This is a genomic window from Mycolicibacterium psychrotolerans (assembly GCF_010729305.1).
In the GTDB taxonomy this organism is placed as follows: Bacteria; Actinomycetota; Actinomycetes; order Mycobacteriales; family Mycobacteriaceae; genus Mycobacterium; species Mycobacterium psychrotolerans.
This window is the reverse complement of record NZ_AP022574.1, coordinates 2,597,681-2,619,002: the sequence shown is the minus strand read 5'-3', so window position 1 is coordinate 2,619,002 and position 21,322 is coordinate 2,597,681. Positions and strand designations below refer to the sequence as shown.

Annotated in this window: 21 protein-coding genes; 7 read left to right on the top strand and 14 right to left on the bottom strand. The window is 68.1% G+C overall.

Annotated features, from left to right (window positions below; genetic code table 11):
• The first annotated feature begins 31 nt into the window (after positions 1-31).
• A complete protein-coding gene (locus G6N45_RS12970) occupies positions 32-1,060 on the top strand; it encodes a phosphotransferase (protein WP_179965367.1) in 1,029 nt (342 codons plus the stop codon).
• 54 nt (positions 1,061-1,114) lie between these two features.
• Positions 1,115-2,551, top strand: a complete 1,437-nt coding sequence (locus G6N45_RS12965) for a WS/DGAT/MGAT family O-acyltransferase (RefSeq protein ID WP_163722693.1) — start codon at positions 1,115-1,117, stop codon at positions 2,549-2,551.
• An 11-nt stretch (positions 2,552-2,562) separates the two neighbouring features.
• On the opposite strand, the gene G6N45_RS12960 is transcribed toward G6N45_RS12965, so the two are convergent.
• Positions 2,563-3,399 carry a lysophospholipid acyltransferase family protein gene (locus tag G6N45_RS12960; protein WP_163722692.1) on the bottom strand — a complete coding sequence of 279 codons (837 nt, stop codon included), beginning with the start codon at positions 3,397-3,399 and terminating at the stop codon, positions 2,563-2,565.
• Between the two features lie 23 nt (positions 3,400-3,422).
• On the opposite strand from G6N45_RS12960, the gene G6N45_RS12955 reads away from it, so the two are divergent.
• Positions 3,423-4,484, top strand: coding sequence for an NAD-dependent epimerase/dehydratase family protein (locus tag G6N45_RS12955; RefSeq protein WP_163722691.1), 1,062 nt, complete (start codon positions 3,423-3,425; stop codon positions 4,482-4,484).
• Here G6N45_RS12955 and G6N45_RS12950 read toward each other — a convergent pair.
• Together G6N45_RS12950 and G6N45_RS12945 are read right to left on the bottom strand one after the other, a co-directional pair.
• Entirely contained in the window at positions 4,481-5,290 is an 810-nt protein-coding gene (locus tag G6N45_RS12950) for an SDR family NAD(P)-dependent oxidoreductase (protein ID WP_163722690.1), read from the bottom strand. The two genes, G6N45_RS12955 and G6N45_RS12950, sit on opposite strands and share 4 nt — an antisense overlap.
• Positions 5,287-5,928, bottom strand: a complete 642-nt coding sequence (locus G6N45_RS12945; RefSeq protein ID WP_163722689.1) for a TetR/AcrR family transcriptional regulator — start codon at positions 5,926-5,928, stop codon at positions 5,287-5,289. The genes G6N45_RS12950 and G6N45_RS12945 overlap by 4 nt, the downstream gene beginning before the upstream one ends.
• A 106-nt stretch (positions 5,929-6,034) precedes the next feature.
• Between G6N45_RS12945 and G6N45_RS12940 the strand changes: the two genes are divergently transcribed.
• From G6N45_RS12940 to G6N45_RS12925, 4 genes are read left to right on the top strand one after another with little or no spacing between them, the layout of a single operon-like run.
• On the top strand, positions 6,035-6,865 hold the full coding sequence (locus G6N45_RS12940; protein ID WP_163722688.1) for a mycofactocin-coupled SDR family oxidoreductase: 831 nt from the start codon (positions 6,035-6,037) through the stop codon (positions 6,863-6,865).
• Positions 6,862-7,674, top strand: coding sequence for a mycofactocin-coupled SDR family oxidoreductase (locus tag G6N45_RS12935; protein WP_163722687.1), 813 nt, complete (start codon positions 6,862-6,864; stop codon positions 7,672-7,674). Before G6N45_RS12940 ends, G6N45_RS12935 begins: the two co-directional genes overlap by 4 nt.
• 8 nt (positions 7,675-7,682) lie before the next feature.
• Positions 7,683-8,474: a carboxymuconolactone decarboxylase family protein gene (locus G6N45_RS12930; protein WP_163728323.1), complete on the top strand. Its 792-nt coding sequence runs from the start codon at positions 7,683-7,685 to the stop codon at positions 8,472-8,474.
• The gene (locus G6N45_RS12925) at positions 8,471-9,919 is read left to right on the top strand and encodes an aldehyde dehydrogenase family protein (protein WP_246228981.1); all 1,449 of its coding nucleotides are present in this window, start codon (positions 8,471-8,473) and stop codon (positions 9,917-9,919) included. The genes G6N45_RS12930 and G6N45_RS12925 overlap by 4 nt, the downstream gene beginning before the upstream one ends.
• Before the next feature lie 3 nt (positions 9,920-9,922).
• Here the strand turns inward: G6N45_RS12925 and G6N45_RS12920 are convergent, their stop codons facing one another.
• The 11 genes from G6N45_RS12920 to G6N45_RS12870 are packed head-to-tail and all read right to left on the bottom strand — an operon-like array spanning position 9,923 to position 21,318.
• The gene (locus tag G6N45_RS12920) at positions 9,923-12,358 is read right to left on the bottom strand and encodes a CaiB/BaiF CoA transferase family protein (RefSeq protein ID WP_163722685.1); all 2,436 of its coding nucleotides are present in this window, start codon (positions 12,356-12,358) and stop codon (positions 9,923-9,925) included.
• Positions 12,351-13,313: an enoyl-CoA hydratase/isomerase family protein gene (locus G6N45_RS12915; protein ID WP_163722684.1), complete on the bottom strand. Its 963-nt coding sequence runs from the start codon at positions 13,311-13,313 to the stop codon at positions 12,351-12,353. Before G6N45_RS12915 ends, G6N45_RS12920 begins: the two co-directional genes overlap by 8 nt.
• Positions 13,306-14,439 (bottom strand): M24 family metallopeptidase, encoded by a 1,134-nt coding sequence (locus G6N45_RS12910; RefSeq protein WP_163722683.1) that lies wholly within the window; start codon positions 14,437-14,439, stop codon positions 13,306-13,308. The genes G6N45_RS12915 and G6N45_RS12910 overlap by 8 nt, the downstream gene beginning before the upstream one ends.
• On the bottom strand, positions 14,429-15,697 hold the full coding sequence (locus G6N45_RS12905) for a M24 family metallopeptidase (RefSeq protein ID WP_163722682.1): 1,269 nt from the start codon (positions 15,695-15,697) through the stop codon (positions 14,429-14,431). The genes G6N45_RS12910 and G6N45_RS12905 overlap by 11 nt, the downstream gene beginning before the upstream one ends.
• Positions 15,697-16,866 carry an amidohydrolase family protein gene (locus G6N45_RS12900; protein ID WP_163722681.1) on the bottom strand — a complete coding sequence of 390 codons (1,170 nt, stop codon included), beginning with the start codon at positions 16,864-16,866 and terminating at the stop codon, positions 15,697-15,699. The genes G6N45_RS12905 and G6N45_RS12900 overlap by 1 nt, the downstream gene beginning before the upstream one ends.
• Before the next feature lie 36 nt (positions 16,867-16,902).
• Complete coding sequence (locus tag G6N45_RS12895) at positions 16,903-18,135, bottom strand: cytochrome P450 (RefSeq protein ID WP_163722680.1); 1,233 nt, start codon at positions 18,133-18,135, stop codon at positions 16,903-16,905.
• Positions 18,132-18,332 (bottom strand): ferredoxin, encoded by a 201-nt coding sequence (locus G6N45_RS12890; RefSeq protein ID WP_163722679.1) that lies wholly within the window; start codon positions 18,330-18,332, stop codon positions 18,132-18,134. The genes G6N45_RS12895 and G6N45_RS12890 overlap by 4 nt, the downstream gene beginning before the upstream one ends.
• A gap of 1 nt (position 18,333) precedes the next feature.
• On the bottom strand, positions 18,334-19,044 hold the full coding sequence (locus tag G6N45_RS12885) for a TetR/AcrR family transcriptional regulator (protein WP_179965316.1): 711 nt from the start codon (positions 19,042-19,044) through the stop codon (positions 18,334-18,336).
• A complete protein-coding gene (locus G6N45_RS12880; RefSeq protein WP_163722677.1) occupies positions 19,041-19,871 on the bottom strand; it encodes an SDR family NAD(P)-dependent oxidoreductase in 831 nt (276 codons plus the stop codon). Before G6N45_RS12880 ends, G6N45_RS12885 begins: the two co-directional genes overlap by 4 nt.
• A complete protein-coding gene (locus G6N45_RS12875; RefSeq protein WP_163722676.1) occupies positions 19,868-20,719 on the bottom strand; it encodes an alpha/beta fold hydrolase in 852 nt (283 codons plus the stop codon). Before G6N45_RS12875 ends, G6N45_RS12880 begins: the two co-directional genes overlap by 4 nt.
• The gene (locus tag G6N45_RS12870; RefSeq protein WP_163722675.1) at positions 20,716-21,318 is read right to left on the bottom strand and encodes an NADPH-dependent FMN reductase; all 603 of its coding nucleotides are present in this window, start codon (positions 21,316-21,318) and stop codon (positions 20,716-20,718) included. The genes G6N45_RS12875 and G6N45_RS12870 overlap by 4 nt, the downstream gene beginning before the upstream one ends.
• Positions 21,319-21,322: the final 4 nt, after the last annotated feature.

Here is a 21,322-nt window from a genome sequence, read left to right as displayed (position 1 = left end):
GCAGGGATGGGGCGAGATCACCCCTGCGTGGATGACAGCCGTTCTGATGGAGCACTTTCCGGGTGTCGCGGTGGACGGCGTGCGTGTCGTGCTGCGAGACGACGGCACCAACAGGAGGGCTCGGCTGGCACTGACGTACTCCGCGGGTGCCGGACCGGCGACGGTGTTCGCCAAGGCGGTGGATCCGGAGCATGCCGATCTGGTGGCACTGACCAGCGGGCTCTACCACGAGCCGAGATTGTTCTCCTCGAAAGTGTCACTGCCGCTGGACCATCCCGCCGTGTACACCGCGGTGATCGACGAAGACCGGCGTGACTTCCTGATGATCATGGAGGACGTCGTTTCGCGCGGCGCGGATCCGCGCGATGCCACGCGCCCGATGACCGTCGAGCAGGTCGCCTCGGGCGTGCGAGGTCTGGCCCGGCTGCACAGTCAGTACTGGGGCGATCGGCTGCCCTCCCGGCGCGAGCTGGACTGGGTTGAACCGTTCATCGCCTTCGCCGGGCTGGAGTACGCGCCGTTGCACATCGCGCACGAACGGCTGGGCGATTCGGTGCCCGCCGAGGTCCGCGAACTGTCGGGAACCGACCTGTTCTCCGACATCTGGGCCCGCTACATCGGCTCGCTCACCGAGTCGGGCCTGACATCGCCTCCCACCCTGCTGCACGGCGACCCACACATCGGCAACACCTACGTGATGCCCGACGACACGGTCGGATTCCTCGACTGGCAGATGGTGCGCCGCGGCAACTACTCTCTGGATCTCGGCTACTTCCTCCAGGGCGCCCTGACCATCGACGACCGACGCCGCTGCGAACGCGAGCTGCTCGGTGAGTACCGCGACGCACTGCGCCTTCCGGTTGCGGAACTCCCCACCGACGAGGACATCTGGTTGCGCTACCGGGCCTCGGTGGCGCATGGTCTCGCGATCTGGATGGCCACGCTGTCGGGCGGCGACGCATGGCAGCGCGCCGACATCTGCCTCGCCTTCGCGCAGCGCTACGGCGCGGCTTTCGTCGACCTCGACACCCGTGAGGCACTCGAGTCCGTCTGCGGTTGAACCATTCGGCGAAACGGCGTTGATCATGACGCTCGAGTGGTTGCATGAAGTCCCATGAAGCGCCTCAACGGCATGGACGCCATGCTGTTGTACAGCGAGACACCGAATCTTCACACGCACACGCTGAAGGTTGCCGTCATCGACGCCTCCGGCCGTGACGGCGACTACGGATTCGAGACGTTCCGGCGCACCGTGGCCCGGCGGCTTCATCTCCTGGAACCGTTGCGCTACCGCCTTGTCGACATTCCCTGGCGGCTGCACCACCCGATGTGGTTGCAGGACTGTCCGGTCGACCTCGATTACCATCTGCGCCGGGTGCGGGTGCCCGCCCCCGGCGGCCGGCGCGAACTCGACCGAGTGATCGGCGAGATCGCGAGCACGCCGTTGGACCGCGGCCGGCCGCTGTGGGAGTTCCACTTCGCGGAGGGGATGGCCGGCTCCCGCTTCGCGCTCATCGGCAAGGTGCATCACACGCTGGCCGACGGTGTCGCATCGGCGAATCTGCTAGCGCGGCTGATGGATCTGGCCGGCCCCGCGCAGGACGAGCGAGAGGAACCCCCGCAGAGCTGTGAGGTGCCGTCGACGGGTCAACTGCTGTGGGAGGCCCAGCTCGACCACGTGCACAACATGGCCCGGCTGCCCGGGCTGCTCGCCGACGCCGCCCGCGGTGCCGTGCGGCTGCGGAGGCGGACCCGGGACCGCCGCGCCGATCCCGACCTCGCCAAGCCCTTCAACGCGCCGTCGACCTTTCTCAACCACGTGGTGTCGCCCGCGCGCACGTTCGCGACCGCCACCGTCTCGCTCGCCGAGGTCAAGGAGACGGCCAAGACCCTGTCGGTCACGTTCAACGACGTCGTGCTGTCCGTCGCCGCTGGCGGCCTTCGGGAACTGTTGCTGCGCTACGACGGCCACGCTGAGCGTCCGATCATGGCGACGGTGCCCGTCGCCACCGACAAGTCGACCGACAGGATCACCGGCAACGAGATCGGCGGCATGATGGTGTCACTGCCGGTGCACGTCGCGGATCCGCTGCGGCGCGTCGCCCTGACGTCCTTGGCGAGTACGCGCGCGAAGGAGGTGAACGATCTGCTGGGTCCCACGTTGCAGGGCCGGATGCTCGAGTACTTGCCTCCACCGTTGGCGCCGGCCCTGTTTCGCGCGCAGTCAACCCGTGCCGATCACAACCGGCTGATGAACGTCGCGATCTCGAACGTGCCCGGCCCGCGGGATCGCGGCCACATCGGCGGCGCACCGGTCAGTGAGATCTACTCTGTCGGCGTGCTTTCGGCCGGGAGCGCGTTCAACATGACCGTATGGAGTTACGTCGATCAGCTCGACATCGCGGTGCTCTCCGACGACTGTACGTTCACCGATTCGCACGAGGCCACCGATGCGATGGTGCAGGCCTTCGGCGAGCTGCGCGGAGCGTGCGGTCTTCCGCCGCCGAGCAGGGTCGCCACCGCGATGGCGCCGGCGCCTGCCGTCGGCTGAGGGATGCCGCGTCAACCGAGGATGGGGAAACGCCGTTCACGTGCCAGCTCGTCGAGCGCCGCCTGCATCACGGCGCGCACGTGCAGATCGACCTCGTCGACGTCCGGATCGTCGCCGAACTCCGCGGCGACGTCGATGGGCGCCAGCACGCGCGTGACGATCTTCGACGGCAGGGGGATGTTAGGCGGGAAGATCACCGAGAGGCCGAACGGGAAACCGATACTCAACGGCAGGATCTCCATCCGCGCACGGGTCAGGCCGATCCGGCGGGCGATGGCGTCCCCGCGCGCCAGGAACATCTGTGTTTCCTGCGCACCGATCGAGACCACCGGCACGATCGGTACCCCCGACTCGATGGCGGTGCGCGCATAGCCGGTGCGGCCTGCGAAGTCGACCACGTTCGCCGTCAGCGTCGGACGGTAGGAGTCGTAGTCGCCGCCGGGGAAGACGAGCACCACCGCACCGGATCGCAGTGCCTTGGCCGCGTTCTCGCGGCTCGCCTCGATCACGCCGGCACGTCGCAGGACGTCGCCGAGGGGTCCGAGGAAGACCCCGTAGTGCGCCAGGGTGTACAACGGGCGCTCGAAGCCGAACCGCTTGTAGAACTCCGGCGCGAAGACCAGAACGTCGGGCGTGAGCATGCCGCCGGAGTGATTCGAGACCACGAGCGCGCCCCCGGTGGCGGGCATCGCGTCGAGCCCGCGGACCTCGGCACGAAAGTATCGTCTGACCAGCGGCCCCACCCGTGCAGCGATCTGCCGGGCGAGCGCCGGGTCCCACTTGGCCGTCTCGGCCTGTTCCTCGGCCATGGTGCCGGTGATGCTACTCTCCTTTTTAGAGAATAACATAACCGCAGGTGAGAGGAGCTTTCATGCCGGGAACGGTGCTTGTCACCGGAGGGTTCGGCCTCGTCGGCTCCGCCACCGTGCGCCGCCTGGCCGAACTCGGCCGACGGGTCGTGGTCGCCGATCTCGACACCCCAGCCAACCGGACGGCCGCAGCCGAGCTTCCTGCGGGCGTCTCGGTGCAGTGGGCCGACCTGACCGACGCGGAGCAGACCGGGCATCTGGTCGCCGAGGTGGCGCCGGAGGTGATCGTTCACCTTGCCGCGATCATCCCGCCGGCGATCTACAAGAACCGCGCGCTGGCCCGGCGCGTCAATGTCGATGCCACCGCCACGCTCGTCCGGATCGCCGAATCCCAGCCCGCTCCCCCACGATTCGTCCAGGCGTCGAGCAACGCGGTGTACGGGGCGCGCAATCCCCACCGCTGCGCGGAGCCTGTCACCGCGGACATGCCGATGAAACACTCCGACCTCTACAGCGCCCACAAGGCCGAGGCCGAGGCGATCGTCCGAGCTTCCTCACTGGACTGGGTGGTGCTGCGGCTGGGCGGCGTACTCAGCGTCGACCCCAAGGCCATTCCGTTCTCGATGGACGCGTTGTACTTCGAGAGCACGTTACCCACCGACGGCAGGTTGCACACCGTCGACGTCCGCGATGTCGCGTGGGCCTTCGCCGCAGCGACCACCGCCGATGTGGTCGGCGAGATCCTGTTGATCGCCGGCGACGATTCCCACCGGGTGCGCCAGGGTCAGGTCGGCCCGGCGCTGGCCGCGGCCCGCGGACTGAAGAACGGACTGCCCACCGGACGCAGGGGCAACCCCGACAGCGACGACGACTGGTTCGTCACCGACTGGATGGACACGGCCCGGGCGCAGGAAGCACTGGGCTTCCAGCACCATTCGTGGCACGACATGCTCGACGAGGCCGCCAGGCGGGCCGGGCCGGCACGGCATGTGCTGCCACTGGCGGCGCCGCTGGTGAAGGCAATTCTCCAGCGTCGCGCGGCCTACTGGAAGCAGCCGGGACAATTCGCAAACCCATGGGGCGCGGTCGCGGCCAAGCTCGGCGATCCGTCGCCGGACTCCTAGCCTGCGCCGGGTCCCAGCGTGGCCGCTCCGGTGCGCGGGTGGAGGTACCAGCCGCCCGCAGCCTCGGTGCCGCCGTCGACGTGGAGGGTCTGGCCGGTGATGTACGCCGACATGTCCGACGCGAGAAAGACGGCGGCTGAGGCCATCTCGTCGACGGTCCCGGCACGGCGCATCGGGATGCCCGCGCCGATGTCGTCGGAGCGCTCGACCGACGCGATGCCGGCCAGACCTTCGGTCATGGTGAGGTCGGGTGCGAGCGCATTGACCCGGATGCCGTGGGCCGCCAGCTCGAACGACGCGGTCTTGGTGTAGTTGACGACGCCGGCCTTCGCGGCCGCGTAGGCGGCGTACCCGGGCGCGGCACGTACGCCCTCGATCGAGGTGATGTTCACGACGCTCCCCGGCATACCTGCGGCCACCAGCCGACGTGCGATCCGCTGCGTGCAGAGCAGCACATGGCGAAGGTTGCTGCGGTACAACGCATCCCAGCCGTTCTCGGACGTCTCCAGCAGCGGCGACCGGAACGTGCCGCCCGCATTGTTGACCAGCACCGAGACGGTTCCCAACTCGGCCTCGGTGCGAGCGAGCGCGGCATCGACGGCGTCGGCATCGCGCACGTCGACGACGATGCCCAGCGCACCGACCTCGTCGGCCGCCGCCGCGCACGTGTCTGGGTTGCGCTCCCAGATGGCCACCGACGCGCCGAAAGCCGCCAGCCCGCCGGCGATTCCGCGCCCGATCCCGGCGCCACCGCCGGTGACCACGGCCACCCGGCCGGTGAGCAGGATGTCCGACGGCGTGATCATCGCCCACCCCGACCCTGCACCGACGGCTGAGCCACCTCGGTGAGGGCGGCATTGCCGGCCTCGTACCCCTTGGTCAGCCAGTACACCGTCCGATCCAGGGTGGGAAGGATGTCGGTGATGGCGATCTCACCGATGGCGAAACGGCCGAGCAACCCGTACACGACGCTGGAGACGATCGTGTCGAGACTGTTGATGAACTCGTCGTCTACATCGGAGAGCAACTCGAGTCCGGCCGGTCCGACGATGCCAAGCCCGCTGTCGAGCAACCGCTTGCCGCTCGGCGACGACCTCACCCGGTAGTAGGCGCTGAGCATTCGGGGGTGGCGCTCCCACGGTTCGAAGATGCGCCGGAACAGATCCATCAGCGCGTCGTAGAGGGACTCTCCCGGTGCGCGGGCATGCGGAACCACACCGGCGTACCTGTTGTCGGCCATCCACGCTTCGAGCGCCGCGAGGATCAACTCGTCGCGGGTGGGGTAACGCTTGTAGATCGTCGCCAGAGACGTGCGCGCCCGCCGCGCCACCGCACGAAGTTGCACGGCGTCGTAGCCGTCCGACTCGAGGATGTCGACGACGGTCGCGAGCACGCGGGAATCGCCGTCCGCAGTAGACGGCCCCGATTGCACTGATCCCGTCATCGGAAAGCATCCTTGCCGTCGAGTAGTAACTCCGTTACGGTACCGGGTGTAACGAGGTTACTCACTTTCCGCCGCGGCAGCGGCGTCCCGACGATCGAGGGGTTCGATGGGTTCTCTGGACGGCAAAGTCGCCTTCATCACCGGGGTGGCCCGCGGGCAGGGGCGAAGCCATGCGCTCCGACTGGCGGCCGACGGCGCGAGCATCGTCGGCGTGGACATCTGCGCCGACATCGCGTCGAACGGCTATCCGATGGCCGATCGTGACGAACTGGCCGAGACCGTGTCGCTCGTCGAATCACGCGGCGGCACGATCGTCGCCTCGGTGGCCGACGTCCGCGACTTCCATGCGCTCGACGACGCACTGACCGCGGGAGTGGAAAGGTTCGGTCGGCTCGACATCGTCTGCGCGAACGCCGGGATCGCCTCGATGGCGTTCCGCGAGCTGACGATCGAGGAAGAACTGCAGATGTGGACCGACGTCGTCGACGTCAACCTGGCGGGGTCCTTCCACACGGCCAAGGCGGCCATCCCCCACCTGATCGCGGGAGGACGCGGCGGCTCGATCGTCTTCACCAGCTCGACCGCCGGCCTGCGCGGATTCGGTGGGCTGCAGGGAGGCGGCCTCGGATACGCCGCATCCAAACACGGCATCGTCGGCCTGATGCGCACGCTCGCCAATGCACTGGCCCCGCACAGCATCCGGGTGAACACCGTGCATCCCACCGCGGTGAACACGATGATGGCGGTCAATCCGGCGATGACCGCTTTCCTCGAGCATTACCCCGGCGGAGGTCCGCATCTGCAGAACCCGCTGCCGGTGCAACTGCTCGAGCCCGAGGACATCAGCGCCGCGATCGCCTACCTGGTCTCCGACGCGGCCGAGTACGTCACCGGGGTCACGTTCCCGGTCGACGCCGGCTTCTGCAACAAGCTGTGAGCGCCGGGAACGGCCGCGTCGCCGGCAAGAGGGTGCTCGTCACCGGCGCGGCACGCGGCATGGGCCGCAGTCACGCCGTCCGGCTCGCAGAGGAGGGCGCCGACCTCATCCTCGTCGACATCTGCGGATCACTTCCGTCGGTCGAGTATCCGCTCGCCACCGCCGACGACCTCGCCGAGACCGCACAGCTGGTCGAAGACACGGGCAGGCGTGCGGTCACCGCGACCGTCGATGTGCGCGACGCCGAAACCCTCTGCGCTGCAGTCGATGAAGGGGTCGAGACGCTGGGCGGGCTGGATGCGGCGGTCGCCAACGCGGGGGTGCTGACCGCGGGAACCTGGGACACGACCACGTCCGAGCAGTGGCGCACCGTGGTCGATGTGAATCTGATCGGCACCTGGAACACCTGCCGCGCCGCCCTTCCGCACCTCGTCGACCGCGGCGGCAGCCTCGTCAACATCAGTTCGGCGGCCGGCATCAAGGGATCGCCACTGCACTTGCCCTACACCGCGTCCAAGCACGGCGTGGTGGGGCTGAGTCGCGCCCTGGCCAACGAATTGGCGGCGATGAACGTGCGGGTGAACACCGTGCACCCGACCGGCGTCGAGACGGGCATGCAGCCCGCCTCGCTGCATGGTCTGCTCCGGGAGGAACGGCCCGACCTGGCCCCGATCTTCGCCAATGCCATGCCGATCGTGATGGCCGAGGCGATCGACATCAGCAACGCCGTGCTGTTCCTGGTCTCCGACGAATCCCGCTACGTCACCGGCCTGGAACTCAAGGTCGACGCCGGGGTGACGCTGCGGTGAGCACGGCCATGACCGGGCGCGGACGAGGCGCGTACGCCGACATCATGACGGTCCCCGCACCCGGGTACTGCTCCGCGGCCGCCGAACAACTGCTCGATTTCGTCTTCGCCGAAGTGTGGCAACGGCCCAACCTCACCCGTCGGGAGCGGCGTTTCGTCACCCTGCCGTGTGTAGCCGACGCGGATGCCGAAGGCCCCCTGCGCGACCACGTGTACGCCGCACTGAGTAGCGGCGACGTCGCCATCGGTGAGATGCAGGAGACGGTGCTGCATTTCGCGGTCTACGCAGGCTGGCCCAAGGCATCTCGTTTCAACATGGTCGTCGACCAGCAGTGGGAACGCATCCACGCCGAGCGCGGTCTGCCGGTGCCCGCGCCGGAGCCACTGCTCCCGCTGACGACGCCCAGCGATCCGGAGCAGCGCTTGTGTGTCGGCGAGCAATCGTTCAAGGACATCAACTGCCTGCCCTACGCCCCGAACCGGGACAACCCGTTCCAGGGCGCCGGGATCCTCAACTTCGTGTTCGGTGAGATGTGGCTGCGGCCCGGCCTCGGCGTCAAGGAACGGCGCCTGATCACCGTCGCGTGCGTCGCCTTCCAGGACGCGCCCTATCCGATCCTCAGCCACGTCTATGCGGCGCTGAAGAGTCGCGACCTCTCCTTCGACGAGATGGACGAACTGGCATTGCATTTCGCCGCGCACTGCGGCTGGCCGAAGGCCGAACACCTGGGACAGGTCATCGCCGAACAGAAGCAGCGGGTGACGGCTGAGTGGGCCGGAGAATCGGAGGCGACGTCGTGAACGTCGTCCACGACACGGTCGGTCTGGTGATCGGTGACCAGCGGATCACGGACACGGACAGTCGGCATGCGCACATCGACCCGGCGACCGGGCAGCCGAACGCCACGGTGGCGCTGGCCGGTGCTGCCGAGATCGACCTGGCGGTCACCGCGGCATGGGACGCGCACCGGGAGTGGACGGCACTGACCGTCGATCGCCGTCGGGATCTGCTCATCGACCTCGCCGATGCGGTGCACGAGCACCTCGACGAGCTGACGGAACTCAACGTGCGCGATTACGCCGTACCGGTGTCCTTCGCCGGTACCGCGCATCTGCTCGAGCGGTTCCTGCGCCACTTCGCCGGGTACGTCGACAAGCCCCACGGCACGAGTACGCCGGTCAGTCACTCCTTCGACGTGAACCTCATCGAGCGCGAGCCGTACGGGGTGGTCGGGGTGATCGCACCGTGGAACGGCTCGCTGGTGGTCGCCGGGGCGTGCGTCGCGCCGGCGCTGGCCGCCGGCAACGCCGTGATCTTCAAACCGTCGGAGCTCGCTCCGCTTGCGGCACTTCGCTTCGGGGAACTGTGCCTGGCGGCGGGGCTGCCGCCCGGACTCGTCAGCGTCCTTCCAGCGCGCGCGGAGGGCGCAGATGCACTCGTCCGTCATCCCGGGGTGCGCAAGATCCACTTCACCGGCGGTGGTGAGACCGCGCGTGCCGTACTGACCGCCGCCGCGCAGAACCTCACCCCGGTCGTCACCGAGTTGGGTGGCAAATCCGCCCAGATCGTGTTCGCCGACGCCGATCTCGAGAGCGCGGCCGCGCTGGCCGCTCATCAGGGACCGCTGATGCAGTCGGGGCAGAGCTGCGCCTGCGCCAGCCGCATCCTCGTCCACAGCTCCGTCTACGACGCCTTCGCGGCGAAGTTCCTCGACCTGATCGGTAGCGCACGGATCGGACACCCGCGGGATCCCGCTGTGGCCTTCGGTCCTGTCATCAGTGAGTCTGCCGCGCAACGCATCCTGAACGCCGTCCACCAAGCGGTCGACGAACGTTCCGGTGAACTGCTCACCGGCGGCACACGTCTGGGCGGCGATCTGGCCAGTGGCTACTACATCGCCCCGACGGTGTTCGGGACGGTCGACAACAACTCGACACTGGCCCAGGAGGAGACCTTCGGCCCCGTCGTCTCGCTCATCCGGTTCGACGACGACGATGACGCTGTGCGGATCGCCAACGACACCCGGTATGGGCTCAACGCCTTCGTCCACACCCGCGACCTCGTCCGCGCGCACACGGTCGCCCGGCAGCTGCAGGCGGGTTCGGTGTGGATCAACCAGTTCAGTCAGATCTCGCCGCAGGGCCCCTACGGCGGATACAAGCAGAGCGGATCCGGCCGTACCGGCGGTCTCGACGGACTCCGGGAGTTCCAGCAGGTCAAGAACATCCGGATCGAAATGGGCTGACGCTCACCGGGCGATCTCGGTGCCGATGATCCCGTCGGCCTCGAGCCGGGCGATCTCCTCGTCGCCGAGGCCGAGTTCGCGCAGCACCTCGGCGTTGTGCTCGCCGAGCAGCGGAGCCGGCGTGGTGTGCACGCGCTCGGGACCGCGGCTGGAGCGGAACGGCAAGGTGCTGTGCGGTGTCGGCGGATTCACCGGGTGTGGGACCGTCTCGAAGAACCCCCGCGCCGACAGCTGCGGCAGTTCCGTCTGCCGGTGCGGTTGCATGACCTTGGCGACAGGAACGCCCCTGTCCCACAGCGTCGTCACGATGTCGTCACCGGTACGGTCGCCACACCACCGGGCCAGGTGGCGGTCGAGCAGATCGTGCCGGGCGCGCCTGCCGCGCGCAGTCGTCAGCTCGTCGGACATCGCCCACGGCGGGCTGCCCAGCGCATCGCACAGACCCGCCCACTGCCGGTCGGTCTCCACGGCGAGCGCCACCCAGGTGTCGGGACGGCCGAACTCGTCGGTCTCGTTGGTGCGATAGAGATTCTGCGGCGCGGCGGTCGGGCCGCGATTACCCGTCCGCGCAAGCAGCGCGCCGTACGCCGAGTACTCGATCACCTGCTCGGCGGCGACGGCCAGCGCCGCGTCGACCATCGCCGCCTCGACCATCGAACCCTCGCCGGTCTTGCGGCGGTGTTCGAGCGCCAGCAGGATCGCGTTGAGCGCGTGTACCCCGGCGTTGGGGTCGCCCACCGAGTAGGGCTCGAACGGATTGAGGTCGGGATAGCCTGTGAGCCAACTGATTCCGGCGGCCGCCTCGATCACGTAGGCGAACGCGGGGTTGTCACGCCACGGACCGTCGAGGCCGAACCCGGGCATCCGGGCCATGACGATGTCGGGTTTGATGGCCTTGACCGCGTCGTAGGTCAGGCCCATGCTCTCGAGCACGCGCGGGGTGAAGTTCTCGACGACGACGTCGGCGGTCGCGATCAGGCGGCCGAGCAGTTCGCGGCCGGTCGGGTGCTGCAGATTCAACGTCACGCCGCGCTTGTCGGTGTTCAGGCCCGAGAAGATCGGTGAGCGCTCCCACCACAGCTCCTCGCCGGCGGGGATGCCGGCGATCAGCCGGGTGCCGTCGGGGTGGCGGGTGGATTCGACGTGGATGACGTCGGCGCCCAGCATCGCCAGCAGATGGGTGCAGCTGGGCCCGGCCCAGAAGGTCGTCATGTCGATCACCCGCAGCCCCGCGCACGGCCGACCCTCTTTCCGCGGAATAGCATTCCTGGTCGTGAATTCGCCGCGATCGCGACCAGGAATGTGCCCCGCAAGCGGGAGGTACCCCCGATTCCGCGCACGGTAGGCCTCGGTGTGTTCGCCGCGGCGCGGGGCCGGCCCGGGTGGCCGGAGCGCAGCAGGCGCCATCCGATACGGGTGGCCCGGCTGGGTGAACCCCTCGCGCGGATTCGGGATGAACGACCCGCGCTCGACGTAGTGATCGAGCCGTTCGACGTTGGCGCCGTTGGCGACCGGCGCGTTCGGGATCCGGAAGGCCGTCGCGAGGTCGCGGATCTCGTCGACCGTCTGGTCGGCCAGCCACGCGTACAACTCGTCGGCGTGCTCGGTCGCCTGCTGGGTGATGGTGAGCGGCGACTCCTCGTCGATCCATTCGACGTGTCCGGTCATCGCGCACAGGTCGAACCACTGCTGGGCGGTACCGCAGCCGATGTCGACGAGACCGTCCTTGGCGCGAGCGATGCCGGGCACCGTCAGCCGGCGCGCGTCACGCCACGGCCTGCCGAGCATCTCGAAGTAGGTCACGGGATAGTAGGTGAGGCCGAGGATGGAGGTCTCCAGCATCGACAGGTCGATCAGCTCGGCGCCGCCCCGCATGCGCGACGCCAAGGTGGCCGCGCTCGCGTACGCACCGGCAAGGTAGTCACCGACCTGCCCGCCGACGTGGACCGGCGCGCGGTCGGGGGTGCCACGGCCGAGGCCGACGATCCCGCCCGACCACGCCTGCAACGTGAACTCCGTGGCGGGCCGGTCTTTCCAGGGTCCGTCCAGACCGAACGGCGTGATCGCGGTGACGGTCAGGTGCGGATGCCTGCGGTGGATCTCGCCGGGCCCGAACCCGGGTGCGCCGGCGATGCCGGGACCGCGCGACCACACCACCGTGTCCGCGCCGGCGAGCAGGGCGTCGACGAGGTCGGTGTCGGTATCCGGATGGGCGACCACACTGTGTTTGGAGCATGCGAGGTAGGAGAACAGGGCACCGTCGGCGCCCCCGCCGATATCGGCCACCGACGCAGACCACGACCGCAGCGGATCACCCTCGGGCGGTTCGACTTTCACGACCTCAGCACCACCGTCGGCCAGCAGCTTCGTGCAGTAGGCGCCCGCAATACCGCTGGAGAGATCGACGACGACGTATCCGGCCAGCGGGTGCTCAGGCATCGGCGTCCGGGGCACGGTTGGACTTGCTGAGCCGGAACTCCGGGGGAAACCTGAGGTCGTTGTCGTTGACGGCGTCGCCGAGCCCTGTGCGGATCGCCTCGTTCATGTCGAAGTCCTCGCCGTCGTTGACCGCGCCGCTGCCCATGGATTCGAAGAAGGCCGCCAGCAGGCTGCCCATGTACTCGCCCTGCTGCTGTTTGAAGATCTCGAAGAACATCTTCTGCTGGAACACGGTGTCGACGGGACGGTTGCGCGCACACGACCGCGCGTACTTTTCCACCTCCGCTTCGAGCCGCTCTCTGGGCACCACCTTGTTCAGGAAGTTGCAGTCGTACATCTCGGCCGCGGTGAACGGCCTGCCGGTGAACACCATCTCCTGGAACTTGCGCAGCCCCATCATCTGCACCCATGTCCACATCCGCGGACCCCACCCGTAGTAGCGGAACGACGGATGCCCGAACAGCGCGTCCTCGGAGGAGATCACCAGGTCGGCGTCGGCGCATTGGTAGAAGTGCCAGCCGTAGCAGTATCCCTTGGCCTCGACGATGCTGATCTTCTTCAGCTCCTGCAGCGGACGGTTGCCGGCCGCCACGTTGGCATACCACGCGCTGATCGTGGCGCCGTTGCGGAAAGTGCCCGCCGGCGGATAGGTGACGTCGCCGACCCCCTCGTCCTCGAGCCGCAACTCGGCCAGCCGAGCAGACGGGTCGTCGCGGCCCTCCATGAACTCGGGAAGATCCGCCCCACTGCCGAGATCGTCGCCGACGCCGCGGATCACGACCACTTTGACGTCGTTATCGACGGTTGCCGCACGCAGCACGTCCGCATACCGCAGCCGCGCCGCCGACGTCGGCGCGTTGAGGTAGTCGGGCCTGTTGAACGTGATCGTGGCGATCTTGGTCGTCGGGTCCTTCGCGTAGAGGATGATGTCCTCGGGCGAAGGTCGCTCAGTCATGGACCGTTTCACCGTAAGCCGTTGCGGCCGACAGTATCTCGGCGCCGTCGGCGCTGATCAACACGGCATCGCGGGTGAACACCGCGCCCACGCCCCGTTCCCACACGTAGGCGCTGACCGCGAGCACCATGCCCTCCTCGAGGATGTCGGTCTCCGCGGTCTCGCGCAGACTGGGTGTCACGACCGGCGGGTCGAAGCCCAAGCCGAGGCCGTGTGCGACCGGCATTGCCGGCAGATTCTCGCCCGACTGCCGGTAGGCGTCCAACAGCATGCTCGTCGGCATGCCGGGGCGGCAGGCCCCCAGCAATCGGCCCCACAGGTCGTCTCGGCGCCGGTACAGCGCACGCACGGCGTCGGTCGGCTCACCGACATAGAGGGTTCGGGCCACCTCGGCGACATATCCGTCGGCCAGTACCCCGGCCGACACCGCCACCAGATCACCCTCCCGCACCACACCGTCGCCCTCGGCGCGGCGCCACGGATGTTCTTTCGACGTCACCCAGGCGGCGTCCTGGGTCGCCGGGGTGCTCACCCCGCCGGCGGCCTCTGCTTCCAGCACCGCGCCGGCGAGCGCCTTCTCGGTGATTCCCGGGCCGAGTGCGGCAACACCGGCCGCCAGCCCCTCCTCGGCGACCGCAAGCGCGCGACGCAACGCCTGCACCTCCTCGGGAGTCTTGATCCGGCGGGCGGCCTGCATCGCCTGCTCGGCGTCGATCAACTCCGCGTTCGGGAAAGCCATCGGCAGCAACGTGGCGAAAGTCGGTGTCAACGCGTCCGTTCCGACCCGGCGAGCACTCTCACTGCCGGTGATGCCTTGGAGGACGCCGACCAACGTCATCGGGTTCCATGCGAATCCGTACAGATTCTCGTGCGGGATCTCGGCGGGAATGCCCTCGTCCCAGGTGCTGTTGAGGTGGATCTCACCGGTGGCACGAACGAACTCGCAGATCGGACCGAACGGGCGGGTGCCGACCACCCACAGCTGCGGGGCACCGGAGATGTAGCGGACGTTGGCCTGACGGCCGAGCACCAACACGTCGAGGTCGTGGACCTCCATCTGCGTGAGGGCGCGCTGCCGGCGGCTGAACCGCAGAGCTCGACCGTCGGCTTCGATCTCAGTCCCCATCGGACACCTCGTAGGGGTCGTACGGATACGCGGTCAACGGCATCCAGCCGCCCTCGGTGACAACGACGATCTCCTCACCTCGATAGCCCCCGGTGCCGTCCTCCCACACCACCGGTTCGAACACCAGCAACATGCCTGCCGGGAAGACGAAGCCGTCGTCCCAGTCCTGACCGAGATCGGTTCCGATCATCGGCATTTCGGCCGCGCTCGTTCCGATACCGTGGCCCAGGTAGAAATGCGGAAGCCACGGCTTCTCTCCGCCTGCGGCCGCGATCGCCGCACGTCCGAGGTCACCACAGGTGGCCCCGGCCCTGGTCACCGCGAGCACCCCGTCGACGATCCGGCTCCATGTGTCGAACTGCCGCTGCTGCGCCGCCGTCGGGTCCTGACCGACGATCCAGGTGCGCCCGTGGTCGGAGCAGTAGCCGTGGTAGGAGATGGACACGTCGGTCCACAGCACGTCCCCCTGTGCCAGCTCGCGCTCGGTGGTCAGCAACGGCAGCGCGAGATCGCCGGTGGTGGTCCAGGTCCCGGCGGCCTTCGACGTGGGCATGACCTGCCAGACCGAGTCGAACATGTTGGTGGTCGCGCCGAGTTCGAAGGTACGGCGTACGAACTCGGCGGACAGGTCGATCTGACGCGCACCGGGCGCCAACGACTTCTGAAGCTCGGCGACGGCCTGTTCGGTGATCTGACAGGCCCGCCGGACACACGCGATCTGGTCGATCGTCTTGACCAGCTTCGCCGCACCGATCACCGGGGCGGCATCGATCGGCGCGCTCGGGAACAGCGCGGCGCCGGCCCGCCGCATCGCCCCCGTCAACTCGTCGGTCGCGACGGTGGCGGCAGCCGGGATCAAGCCCGCCAGGACTCTGGCGAATTCACTGACGCCTTCGTCGAACTCGAGATAGACCGGCCCATGCAGGTGGTCGGCTGGCAGGTCCGACTCCATGACCGCGCCCTCGCGGAAGGGCAGGAACAGGTGCGGGTGCTCATCGCCGGCCAGCACGACCGCGACCGGCCGCTCGACATGTGACAAACCCGCGTCGGCCAGCGGCCAGCTGATGCCAGTGGCGTAGATGACGTTGCCGTTGCCCAGCAGCACCAGGGCGTCCACGCCCTGGTCGGCCATCGCGGTGTGCAGACGGGCACCGACTTCTCGGCGCATCCGGGCGAGATCCGGCTCGGCAGGGATGTCCAGCCACGTGTACCCGGTCCGGGCGATCTGCGTCACGCCGGAATGAGTAGACGTGGTCATCAAAGTTCCAGGTACTTCTGCACGTTCGTGCTGACGATCTTCACCGCGTTCTGCGCCCCGACGGCGTCCACCACGGACGCGAGAGACTTCTCCGAGTAGCCGAAGGTGCTCTCGTTGTGCGGATAATCCGAGGACCACATCACGTTGTCGACGCCGATCCTGTCGATCAGCGCCAGACCGAGCGGGTCCACCATGAAAGATGCGCTCATGTGGTTGGCCCAGTAGTGGTTGACCGGATGCCGGAGTTCGTGGTTGAACATGTGCCGGTAGGAGGCCAACATGTGCTCGGCGTCCTGCAGGGCGGTCGGCACCCACGCGATGCCGCCTTCGAACCAGCCGATCTTCAGCCCCGGATGACGGTCGAGGATCCCGGAGAACACGTACTTGGCGAACTGCTCGCGGAACGAGTCGACGTTGACCATCATGCCGACGACCACGCTGTTGTTCTGGCACGGCGTCTTGGGCGGCGTCTCGCCGATGTGATGGCTGACCGGTAGACCGGCCGCCTCGATCTCGTCCCACACGGCGTCCATGTCGGTGCTGCCGTAGTCGTAGATGTTGCCGTCGTCGTCCTTGCCGGGGTTCAGCGGCAGCAGAAAGGTTTTCAGCCCCAGTGACTTCAACTCCTCGAGCGTGCTGCGCGTTCCCTTGGGGTCCCACCAGTTGATCAGGCCGACGCCGTAGAAGTGCCCGTTCGACCGCTCCTGCAGATCGGCGATGTGCTCGTTGTAGATGCGGAACACGCGTTCGCGGAGGGCCTTGTCCGGGTAGTGGAACAGTGCCAGCACCGCGTTGGGGAACGCCAGTTCCTTGTCGATGCCGTCTTCCTTCAGCTCGCGTATGCGCGCGGTGATGTTGTTCGACGCGGCGCCGGCGAGGTCGTCGTACTGCATCAGGACACGGCCGAAGTCGCCACCGGTCCAGGCCTTGCCCTTCATGCCGACCATGTACGCGCCGTCCTCGTACCAGATCCGCGGCGCGGCACCTTTGAGCTCTTCGGGGAAACGTTCGTAGAAGATGTCGTCGGCGACCGAGATGTGGTTGTCGGCCGAGAAGATCACCGTGTCTTTGGGAAGATCGGCCAGGCCCTCCCCCGGGAAGTGGCCGTGCCGGTTCTTGGGGGCACCGAAGCCTTCGGGGGGATAGAGCGTGGCTACTGGCGTGGACATGGTGGGTCTCCAATCGGGCGGTAGGGCAACAGGTGACTACCAGGTCACCGGCAGTTCGTAGACGCCGTAGGCGAGACGGTCGTGTTTGAACGGCACCTCGTCGAACGGGATGGCGAGCTTCATCGTGGGCATGCGGCGCAGCACGGTGTGGAACACGATCTGCAGTTCCGCGCGGGCGAGCTGCTGCCCCACGCACTGATGCCTGCCGTAGCCGAAGCCGAGCTGTTGGCCTGCGTCCCGGTTGAAATCGAGCCTGTCGGGCTCGGGGAAGGCCGCCGCATCCCAGTTGGCCGGTGCGAGGTCGATGATGACGCCCTCCCCCGCCCTGATGGTTTCGCCGGCGATCTCGATGTCCTCGATCGCGACCCGCCGCTGGCCGTTCTGGATGATCGACAGGTAGCGCATCAGCTCTTCGGCAGCGTTCGCGATGAACTTGGGGTCCTCGGAATCACGCAGTAGCGCAGCCTGTTCCGGATTCTCCAGCAGCGCGAGGATGCCGATGCCGATCATGTTGGCGGTGGTCTCGTGACCTGCGATCAACAGCCCGGTGCCCAGCTGCGCGGCCTCCTTGACGCTGATCTCGCCCGCGGTGACGCGCTCTGCGAGGTCGGACACGGCGTCCTCGGCGGGATGGGCCTGCTTCTCCTCGACCAGATTGATCAGGTACTGGTGCAGGCTCATCGCACCCTTCTGCATGGCGTCCGCGGCCGCGTACCGCGCGAGCCCGGCGTTGGCATGCTCCTGGAAGAACTCGTGATCGTCGTAGGGCACGCCGAGCATGTCGCTGATCACCCGGGTGGGTACGGGCAGAGCCAGTTGGGAGACCATGTCGGTGGGCGCAGGACCGGCCAGGATCGCGTCGATGCACTCGTCGGTGACCTGCTGGATCACCGGGCGCAGTGCCTCGACGCGCCGAAACGTGAACGGCTTGGACAGCATGCGTCGAAATCGGGTGTGCTCCTCGGCATCTGAGGTGAACACCGACCGGGGCCGCTTGTCCACCGTCGCGAGCATGTGCTCGTTCCAGTGCGGGAAGCCTTCACGCCGGTCGTCGACGCTGACCCGAGGATCGGCGAACAGCGTCCTGGCCACCTCGTGTCCGGTGATGAGCCACGGTGTGGCGCCGTTCCAGATCCGCACCCGGGACAGGGGTGCGGTCCGGTTCATCTCGAGCATCGGTTCGGGCGGCGCGAACGGGCACCCCGCCGAGCGCTCCATCGGGTACTCGGGAGCGGCCGACACCGCTTCCTCGGTCAGCGTCTCCGTCATCCTTGCTCCTCGAGATGGATGGCCAGGGCGGGGCAGGCGGCCGCGGCCTTGCGGGTCTGTTCTATGTGTTCGGGTCCGGGCTCGGGAATCAGCAATTGGACGACGCCGTCGTCGTCGCGCTGGTCGAAGACCTCGCCGGCGTTGAGCACGCACTGCCCCGAGGAAACGCACCTGTCCTGGTCGACGGTGACCCTCATGTCAGGGCACCTCCGTCACCGGCGCGTGCCACAGTCCGAGGATCGCGTCGATGAGGCCCGACGCGGCCGCCTGCCAGGACGGGCGGGCGACCGGTGCGCCGTGGGCGAGCAGGCGCTCGCGTTCGGCGCAGCTGTGCATGAGCAGGTTGCGGCCCATGATGTTGCGTTCGACGCGGACCTCGACCGGCAGGTCGGGCAGGCAGCCGTTGATGCCGTCGAGCACCCGCACCAACGACGAGGAGGACAGCGCGTCCTTGACGATCATGTTGTGGTAGGCGGGGTCGGTCATCACCTGCGCGGCGAACCGCGCGTACCAGGTCGGATTCCCCAGTTCGGCAAGGTGATCGGTCAACGGGCACACCAGCGCCGCGACCCAGTCGCGCATGTCGGCGGAGTCGCCGATGGCGGCGATGCGCTGCTCGCGCAGCTCCTCGATCGGACCGCGGTGCTTGTGCTCGATGGCGCGCACCAGGTCGGCCTTGGTGCCGAAGTGGTACCCGACGGCGGCGTTGTTGCCCTGGCCGGCCGCCTCACTGACCTGCCGATTGGACACGGCGAACACCCCGTGTTCGGCGTAGAGACGTTCGGCCGCCTTCAGGATCGCCTCTTGCGTGCTCGACGCCCGGTCGGCACGCACGGTCCGCGCAGTGGTCACCACCTCAGTGAACCGGGCCACACTCACTAAGTCAAGCGACTGATTTAATCTGCTCACGCTGGTGGGCCTCCAGCCGCGGGCCTGCGCACGATCACCTTCCCCGCGACAGTGCCGCCGTCGACGGGCAGCACGACGCCGGTCACGTACCGGGACCGGTCGGTGGCGAGATACAGGGCCGCCTCGGCGACGTCGGCCGCGGTGCCCTCCCGTTTGAGCGGGCGATCGTCGCGCATCTGCGTGCGGATCCGCGCCTCGAAGCGCTCAAGGCGTTCGCGGTCCTCCGCGGTGGCCGACGACGCGAGGATCGGCGTCGGGATGTTGCCCGGCGCAATGCAGTTGACGCGGACCTCGTAGTGCGCCAGTTCGATCGCCGCGCACTTGGTGAAGTGGATGATGGCGGCCTTGGAGGCGCGGTAGGTCGACACGCCGCCGCCGGCCTGGATGCCGCCGATGGATCCGAGGTTGATCACCGAACCGCCGCCGTGCTCGGCCATGTGGCGTGCCGCATCCCGGGTGCCTGCCATGACACCGAGCAGGTTCACGCGCATCACGCGGTCGAACTCCTCGAGGTCCTCGTGGAACAGGCCCTTCCTCAGCGGGCTCGAGATGCCTGCGTTGTTGACCATCACGTGCAGCCCGCCGAAGGCGGCGACACAGGTATCGATGAGTTCGCGGACCTGAGCCTGGTCCCCGACGTCGGTGTGCCGGAATTTCGCCGCATACCCGGCCGAGGTCAGTTCGGCGACAAGGGCCTCTCCGTCCTCGTCGCGGACGTCGGCGACGACCACGGCAGCGCCCTCTGCGGCGAACCGCTCGGCGATACCGCGCCCGATCCCCGACGATGCTCCGGTGACGATCGCGACCTTGCCCGCCAGTTCGGTCATGTGTGCCCTCCCCCTAGCCTTCGGCGGGGCGGTACCCCCGCGAAGAAGTCCGACAGCAGCGCGTTGACGGCCGCGGGTTGCTCGATCTGCGGGCAGTGGCCGGCGTCGTCGATCACCGCGGACCGGCCCTGCCCGATCTGGCCGGCGATCTGCGCGGCCCAGCCCGGCGGCAGCAGTTTGTCGCCGCCGCCCTCCACGATGAGCGTCGGGACCGCGATGCGGTCGTAGGCCCTGCTGCTGCTCGGCGTGGCGGGGGCCGCGAGCCCGGGACGACGGAATCGTGCCGCCGCCAACGATTCCCACGCACCCGGCGCGATGCTGGATTCGTATCGGCGGCGGACGTACTGCTCGTCGTCGGGGTAGGACGGATCGTGGAACAGCGCCGCGACGATGCGGCGCATGCCCTCCAGTGTCGCGTCGTAGTCGTACAGCGCGCTGACGTGCTCGTTGCGTAGGATCTCGCCACCGCCGCAGACGGCCACGAGGCTGCGCACCGGCAGCACCGGCGCCTCCGACGTCATGTCGACGAGCAGGTTCACCGCACCCATCGAATTGCCCACGAAGTGGGCCGATCTCACCCCCATCACCTCGCAGAAGCGCGCGATGTGGCGGATCCGCATACCGCGGCCGTCGGTGAAGTCCACGACCTTGGCCGATCCTCCGAAGCCGAGCATGTCGGGTGCCAGCACCCGGTACCGTTGTGCGAGCGGCACGATGGTGTGTTCCCACGCCAGGCACGCATTGGCGCCGAACTCGCCGCCGTGCAGGAGCACCACCGGATCGCCTTGACCCGCTTCCAGATAACTGGTGAGCAGACCGTCGACCAGCACAGTGCGGCGACCGATCACGCCGTCTCCCTGCTCGTGTGCGCGAATGCCAGGACCTGCGTGGCCAGCAGGTCGAGCTGGTTGGCGACGGCTCTGCCCTGGTCGGTGTCGGCCAGGCCGCCCGACGGGTCCCACACCGGCTCGGCGGAGTTGATGGCCACGCCCAGCGGTGTCGGCCAGGCGCGCAACGCATGGCCGATGCTGCGCAGCTGGGTCAGCGTGCCGACCGCGGCCTGCCAGCCGTACGCGCAGCTGATGCACCCCCAGGGCGTGTTGTCCAGGTACACCCGCGGATCCTCGCGGAGGTCCTCGATGTAGTCGAGGGCGTTCTTGACCAGACCCGATACCGCGCCGTGGTACCCCGGCGAGCCGACGACGACCGCATCGGCGTCGCGCAGCGTCTTCACCAGTTCGAGTGCTCGCGGGGTGCGTTCGAGTTCGTGCGGGGCGTACATGGGCAGGTCGAGCTCCTCGGCGGCGAACAGCCGTGTTCGGCCGCCCTGGCGTTCCACCGATGCCAGGCAGTGCCGAAGAGCCCGCTCGGTCGACGAGTTGGCCCGTAGGGTTCCGCCCAGACCCACGATGAACGGTCGATCGGTCAGGGTTCGCGTGCTCACCATTGCC